Annotated in this window: 5 protein-coding genes and 1 pseudogene; 2 read left to right on the forward strand and 4 right to left on the reverse strand. The window is 77.3% G+C overall.

Annotated elements, in window-relative coordinates; all coding sequences use genetic code 11:
- Window positions 1-201: 201 nt before the first annotated feature.
- The 4 genes from ACFRMQ_RS37180 to ACFRMQ_RS37195 all read right to left on the reverse strand — a co-directional run bounded on the left by ACFRMQ_RS37180 (window position 202) and on the right by ACFRMQ_RS37195 (window position 3,585).
- Window positions 202-726 (reverse strand): NUDIX domain-containing protein, encoded by a 525-nt coding sequence (locus tag ACFRMQ_RS37180; protein WP_380735274.1) that lies wholly within the window; start codon window positions 724-726, stop codon window positions 202-204.
- Between the two features lie 18 nt (window positions 727-744).
- Window positions 745-936, reverse strand: a complete 192-nt coding sequence (locus ACFRMQ_RS37185) for an SPOR domain-containing protein (RefSeq protein WP_380735276.1) — start codon at window positions 934-936, stop codon at window positions 745-747.
- A 168-nt stretch (window positions 937-1,104) separates the two neighbouring features.
- The gene (locus ACFRMQ_RS37190; protein WP_380735277.1) at window positions 1,105-2,619 is read right to left on the reverse strand and encodes a DUF4190 domain-containing protein; all 1,515 of its coding nucleotides are present in this window, start codon (window positions 2,617-2,619) and stop codon (window positions 1,105-1,107) included.
- A 147-nt stretch (window positions 2,620-2,766) separates the two neighbouring features.
- Window positions 2,767-3,585 (reverse strand): methyltransferase domain-containing protein, encoded by an 819-nt coding sequence (locus ACFRMQ_RS37195; RefSeq protein WP_380735278.1) that lies wholly within the window; start codon window positions 3,583-3,585, stop codon window positions 2,767-2,769.
- Between the two features lie 164 nt (window positions 3,586-3,749).
- Here ACFRMQ_RS37195 and ACFRMQ_RS37200 point away from each other — a divergent pair.
- Together ACFRMQ_RS37200 and ACFRMQ_RS37205 are read left to right on the forward strand one after the other, a co-directional pair.
- A pseudogene (locus ACFRMQ_RS37200) lies at window positions 3,750-4,894 on the forward strand (dihydrofolate reductase family protein).
- Window positions 4,895-4,927: 33 nt separating this feature from the next.
- Window positions 4,928-5,590, forward strand: a complete 663-nt coding sequence (locus tag ACFRMQ_RS37205) for an HAD-IA family hydrolase (RefSeq protein ID WP_380735279.1) — start codon at window positions 4,928-4,930, stop codon at window positions 5,588-5,590.
- Window positions 5,591-5,648 lie beyond the last annotated feature (58 nt).

A 5,648-nucleotide genomic window follows, 5' to 3' on the forward strand; every position in this document is an offset into this window, starting at 1 on the left:
GCGGCGCTCCCCGGGGAGCCTGCCCGCCGCTCTCCCCCGCCGCCGTTCCCGGTACTCGACACCGACGGGGCCTCCGGCTCTGGTCGGGATCGGCGTCGCCGGCTGGGAACGGCTCACCGATGGTGACGAATAGTGCCGAAAAGTGACATACCCAGCGGCATCCAGGCTATCCCGGCGGCCGGGTCGTCTTGTCCGATTGACCTACTCGGCGGACGGCGCGTCGCCCGGGGGAGGTGTGTCGTCGGAGCCTTGCGCGCCCTCGGCGGGCGCCGGGCTCTCGGCCGTGAGCAGCAGCTCGGCGACGTGCGGCAGTACGTCACGGTCGTGGTCGATCCAGTCCACCGTGTCCAGCTCGTCCGGGCCCAGCCAGCGCAGCTCGTCGTGGTCCTGGAGCGCGCGCGGCTCACCGGCCAGCAATTCGGCGGCCCAGAAGCGCAGCTCCAGGCCGGGGCGCACGGCCCACGCGCCCGGCAGCCGGGTCAGCGCGCGCGCCCGTACGCCGAGTTCCTCCAGCAGCTCCCGTTCCAGTGCCCGCGCCTCGGTCTCGCCGGGCTCGGCCTTCCCGCCGGGGAACTCCCACCGCCCGGCCACCGACTCGGGCGCGTTGCGCCGGGCGGCGAGCACCCGGCCGTGGCGGACCAGGGCGCCGCCGACGACGATCCGGGGGGCGGCGGGGCCCTCGGGGCCGGCGGCGGGGGCGGCGGGGGTGGCGGCGGTCGCGTCCATGGGCCCGACCCTACGGGTTCAGGCGTTGCGGACCGTCCCGTCCGCCGGCTCCGGCCGGGCCGCCCCGTCCTCCTCCACCCAGTACATCTGCTTGTGGCCGCGGGCCTCGAACTCGGCGGCCAGCCGTCGGGCCGCGGCCCGGTCGAGGTCCCTGGCGACCAGGAAGCGGTTGCCGTTGTCGTCCTGCCGCATCACCCGGTAGGTGCCCATGGCCGGAGGGTACCGGGGCGCGCACGGGCTGTCGCGCGCCCGGGCGCGGGGCGGTCGGTCCCCGGCTCGCGTGGGGGTCGGGCCGGGGACGTGCCCGTCACCGTACGGTCGGCGGGTTACCAGCGGGTGTGGGTACGGTCAACGCTCGGTAACCGGCCGGGAGGCCGCTCAGACCCGCAGGTCGGGGGCCTGCTCGCCGGTGGACAGGCTCAGCCCGCGGCGGATCTCCAGGACCGTCGGCCCCGTCTTGGCCTCCAGCACCCCGGCGCGGCGGAAGTCCCCCTCCACGTCGCCGCCGGAGGCCATCGCGTCCCAGGCGGCCGCCGCCTGGGACTTGGCCTCGACCAGCTTGGCGATCTTCGGCTGGACCTCGGCGGGCCAGGGCGCCGACGGCGCGCTCAGCGCCGCCGCCTCGGCCCGGGTGGCCGCGGCCACCTGACGGGCCCACACCCGGTACTCGGCCTCGGCGTCGGAGACCTCCCCCGCCGGCTGGTCCAGGTACGCGTCGTTGAAGCCCCGGGCGGCCTCCAGGTAGGCCAGCTGGGGCGCGGTCAGCCGGCTCCGGTCGGTGCGGACCGTGCCCTGGTGCCGGTCCTCGCGGTCCTCGAAGGCGCAGGTCACGTAGCGGTCGCCGGACGCCCAGTTCTTCGCGGTCGGGTAGAGGTAGACGTCGTCCATGCCGTCCGGGACGACCCACTGGTCGAACGCGTAGTCGCCCAGCACCTTGTGGCACAGCCGGGCGGCCGACGCGCGGACCTCGCTCTCGCCCGGGTACGGACCGTCGGCGCTCGGGAGGCCGGCGGTGCCCGCCACCTCGCCGTGGTGCGGGTCGGCGCAGGCCAGCCGGTGCACCCAGTACACCTTCGCGTCGCCGTCCCCGCCCTCCGTCGTTCCGCCCCGGGGGGAGTCGTAGCAGTCGCCGGCCTTGAGGTCGGACCAGGCCACCGAGCCGGCCGGCGCCTTCAGGGGCCGGCCGAAGCGGCCGTCCCGCGCCGAGCCGAAGTCGGCGGCGCCGAGCCCGAGGGCCAGCAGCAGCGTGCCGATCGTGCCGAGCACCAGGCCGGTCACCGCCAGACCGGAGCCGCGCTCCCCGCGGCGGTTGATCCGGACCAGCGCGACGATCCCGAGCACCAGGGCCACCGGGGCCACCAGGAGCAGGCCGGTGACCAGGGAGGCGACGGCCAGACCGCTGGTGGGGGCGGGGCCGGGGGCGGCGAAGGGCATGCCGGGGGCCGGCACCGGGCCGTAGGGGTGGCCCGGCGGGAAGCCCGGCCGGGCCGCGGGTTCGGCGGGGGTGACGGGGGCCGCGGAGGCCCAGCCGCCGGCGGGCAGCGGGTGCGGCGGCTGGGGCGGGGCGGCCGACGGCGGGACGGCCTGGGGGGCCGGCGCGGCGAACGGGGTGGCGACGGGCGGGGTGGCGAACGGGCCGGCGGTGAGGTCGGGTGCGGCCCAGGGGTCCACCGGGGCCGCCCGCTCGGGCTCGGCGAGCCCCTCGGTCTCGACCGCGTCCCTACGGAAGTCGACCCGCGGGTCCTGACCGGCCGCCGGAGCCTTCGGCGCCGCTTCCGGCGCGGTTGCCACCACCGCTGCCGGCTCCGCACCCGCGCCCACGTCCGCACCGGCCGCCGTGGCCGCGGGCGACTGCGGCCCCGAGGCGGGCCGCTCGGACTCAGGCGTGGACACGTGGACTCCCCCAACCCGCCGGAACGGGCATCGGCCCGGCCCCGGCACCATGGCTCGGACCCGAACGGGCCCGATCTGAACGGTCGCGCGACTTTACCCGATCTTTCCGAACACCTGCCCGCCCTTCCCCGGCCGCCGCCCGCCCGCTCAGCCCCGGGCCAGGACCTCGCCGTGCAGCATCGAGAACCAGCCGTCCCCGGCGGCGCTCCACTCCCGCCAGCCGTCCGCGATCCGGTCCGGTTCGTCCGGCTCCGCGAAGCCCCGCTCGACCGCCGTACGGCCCAGCGCGGTGCCCGTCACGCGGTCCGCCCACATCCCGCCCCACCAGGCGCGCCGCTCGGGCGTCGCGAACGTCCAGGTCGTGGCGCTCGCGGTGACCTCGGCGAAGCCGGCCGCGCGGGCCCAGGACAGCAGCCGCCGGCCGGCGTCCGGCTCACCGCCGTTGGCACGGGCGGTGCGCCGGTACAGCTCCAGCCACCGGTCCAGCGCGGGCACCTCCGGGAACCAGGTCATCGAGGCGTAGTCGACGTCCCGCACCGCGACCACGCCGCCCGGCGCCGTCACCCGCCGCAGTTCGCGCAGCGCGGCCACCGGGTCGGCCACGTGCTGGAGCACCTGGTGGGCGTGCACCACGTCGAACTCGCCGTCCCCGTAGGGCAGTCGGTGCACGTCGGCGCGCTCGAAGACGACCTGGGACAGACCCCGGGCGGCGGCGTGCCCGGCCGCCTGCTCCAGCACCTCGGCGGAGGTGTCCACGGCGACCACCCGCCCCTCTGGGCCGACCAGCTCGGCGAGGTCCGCGGTGATCGTGCCCGGCCCGCAGCCGACGTCCAACAGGGACTGCCCGGGCCGCAGTTCGGACAGCAGGTAGCCGGCCGAGTCGGCGGCGGTGCGGGAGCGGTGCGAGCGCAGCACGGCCTCCTGGTGGCCGTGGGTGTAGACGGCGGCGGGCTGCGGTTCGGTCATGGCGTCCCCCTCGGACGTGGTCGGTTCCGACGCTCCGTGACGCTACTCCGATGTCCGAATCCCGAGAAGATCCGTCTCACATGTCGGCCGATCGGCCGGCGCGGGCCCGGACCGCGCCGGGCCGCCGTACCGTGGAGGCGCCCCCGACAGAACGGTCCCCGCCCATGCCCGGCCCGCGCCCCTTCGTCCTGCTCAGCGCCGCCGTCTCGCTCGACGGCCACCTCGACGACGCCTCCCCCGAGCGGCTGCTGCTCTCCAACGCCGCCGACTTCGACCGGGTCGACGAGGAGCGCGCGGCCGCCGACGCGATCCTGGTCGGCGGCAACACGCTGCGCGCGGACAACCCCCGGCTGCTGGTCGGCGACCCCGGCCGCCGGGCCCCCCCGCGGGCGGCCGGCCGGCCCGAACACCCGCTGAAGGTGACGCTCAGCGCGAGCGGCGCGCTCGACGCCGGTCTGCGGTTCTGGCACACCGGCGGCGCCAAGCTCGTCTACAGCACGGACACCGGGGCGGCGGTGCTGCGCCCGCGGCTGGACTCGCCGGTCGAGGTCGTCGCGCTCGGCGACGCGGTGGACCTCGGCGCGGTGCTGGACGACCTGGGGGCGCGCGGGGTGCGCCGGCTGATGGTCGAGGGCGGCGGCGGCGTGCACACCCAGTTCCTGTCCCAGGGGCTGGCGGACGAGCTCCAGCTGGCCGTCGCCCCCCTGCTGGTCGGCCAGGCCGGGGCACCCCGGTTCGTCCGCCCGGCCGCGTTCCCGGGCGGCCCGACCCGGCGGATGCGACTGCTGGAGGCACGTACCGTGGGCGATGTCGTCCTGCTCAGGTACGCCCCGAAGGAGCCCGCGCCGTGACCCAGTCCGCCACCGCCGCCGACCTCGACCACCTGCGCCGGGCCGTCGAACTCTCCCGCCGCTGCCCGCCGTCCGGGACGGCCTTCTCCGTCGGCGCGGTGATCGTCGGAGCCGACGGCACCGTGCTGGCGGAGGGCTACAGCCGGGAGTCGGACCCGCACGACCACGCCGAGGAGGCGGCCCTGGCCAAGCTCCCGGCGGGCGATCCCCGGCTGCGCGGCGCGACCGTCTACAGCTCGCTGGAGCCCTGCGGGCAGCGCGCCTCACGGCCGACACCGTGCGCCCGGCTGCTCCTGGCGGCGGGCGTCCCGCGCGTGGTGGTCGCCTGGCGCGAGCCGGACCTGTTCGTCACGGACTGCCAGGGCACCGCCCTGCTGACGGCGGCCGGCGTCGAGGTGCTGGAGCTGCCGGAGCTGGCCGAGGAAGCACGGGCGGTCAACGCCCACCTGCTCGGCTGATCCTTCCCACCCCCTTCCCCGAGGAGCTTTCCCGTGCCCACCACCCCCATACGGCTGACCGCCCGCGCCCTCCTCCTGGACATGGACGGCACCCTGGTCGACTCCGACGCCGTGGTCGAACGCTGCTGGAGCCGCTGGGCCGAACGACACGGCCTGGACCCCGCCGAGGTGCTCGCCGTCGCCCACGGGCGGCAGGGCCACACGACCATGGCCGTGCTGCTTCCCGAGCGCCCGGTCGAGGCCAACCTGGCCGACAACGAGCGGATGCTCGCCGAGGAGCGCGCCGACACCGAGGGCGTCGTCCCGGTCCCCGGAGCCCCCGCCTTCCTCGCCTCCCTGGCCGGCCTCCCGCACGCCCTGGTCACCTCCGCCGACGAACCGCTCGCCCGGGTCCGGATGGCCGCGGCCGGCCTCCCGCTGCCGCCCGTCCTGATCACCGCCGAGTCCGTCGGCGCCGGCAAGCCCGACCCCGAGGGCTTCCTCAAGGGCGCCGCCGCCCTCGGCTTCGCCCCCGCCGACTGCCTCGCCTTCGAGGACTCCGGCGCCGGCATCGCCGCCGCCAAGGCCGCCGGCGCCCGCGTCATCGGCATCGGCCCCCGCGCCCTCCCCCACCACCCGGACGCCCACGCGGCCACCCTCACCGGCATCACCGTCACCCCCACCCCGGACGGCCTCCTCACCGTCACCGTGGCCTGACCCCGGGCACCACGCCCGGAGAACCACGACCGCCCGGCCCCCGCGCACGTGCGCGGGG

The sequence above is a fragment of the Kitasatospora sp. NPDC056783 genome, from assembly GCF_042789895.1.
Classification (GTDB): domain Bacteria; phylum Actinomycetota; class Actinomycetes; order Streptomycetales; family Streptomycetaceae; genus Kitasatospora.

Coding starts and splice junctions, on each gene's coding strand:
- ACFRMQ_RS37195 (WP_380735278.1), bottom strand. CDS start 3,585: ATGACCGAACCGCAGCCCGCCGCCGTCTACACCCACGGCCACCAGGAG.
- ACFRMQ_RS37180 (WP_380735274.1), bottom strand. CDS start 726: ATGGACGCGACCGCCGCCACCCCCGCCGCCCCCGCCGCCGGCCCCGAG.
- ACFRMQ_RS37185 (WP_380735276.1), bottom strand. CDS start 936: ATGGGCACCTACCGGGTGATGCGGCAGGACGACAACGGCAACCGCTTC.